The organism is Mesorhizobium sp. M3A.F.Ca.ET.175.01.1.1, assembly GCF_004791945.1.
GTDB lineage: Bacteria > Pseudomonadota > Alphaproteobacteria > Rhizobiales > Rhizobiaceae > Mesorhizobium.
The window spans coordinates 1-279 of record NZ_SRTP01000434.1 but is presented as its reverse complement, the minus strand read 5'-3'; the positions used below and the strand labels follow the sequence as shown (position 1 = coordinate 279).

Here is a 279-nt window from a genome sequence, read left to right as displayed (position 1 = left end):
GGCCTGGCCATGAACACCCCCGCCTGGATTCTCAGGCGCGCGGCACCGTCTCCATCGGGAAGATCATCACCGCTCCCTTCGGGCCGCTCTTGTCGGCAAGCCGCATCACCGATCGGGTCGACAGCGCCACGCCGATATCGGCAAGCATGTCGGAGAAGCTGGCGGGGCCTATCCCGCGCGTCATCGACGCGACACCGTCCTGCGCCAGGAAGCTCAGATCCTCCTTTTCGCTTTCCGGCGGCGCCTCGGTCAGCACCGCGATCATCCGCTCCATGCCGA

1 pseudogene is annotated in these 279 nt (G+C 66.7%); it reads right to left on the bottom strand.

Annotation, left to right across the window (positions count from 1 at the left end):
• Positions 1 to 31: 31 nt before the first annotated feature.
• A pseudogene (locus EN818_RS32315) lies at positions 32 to 279 on the bottom strand (caspase family protein); the annotation flags it as partial.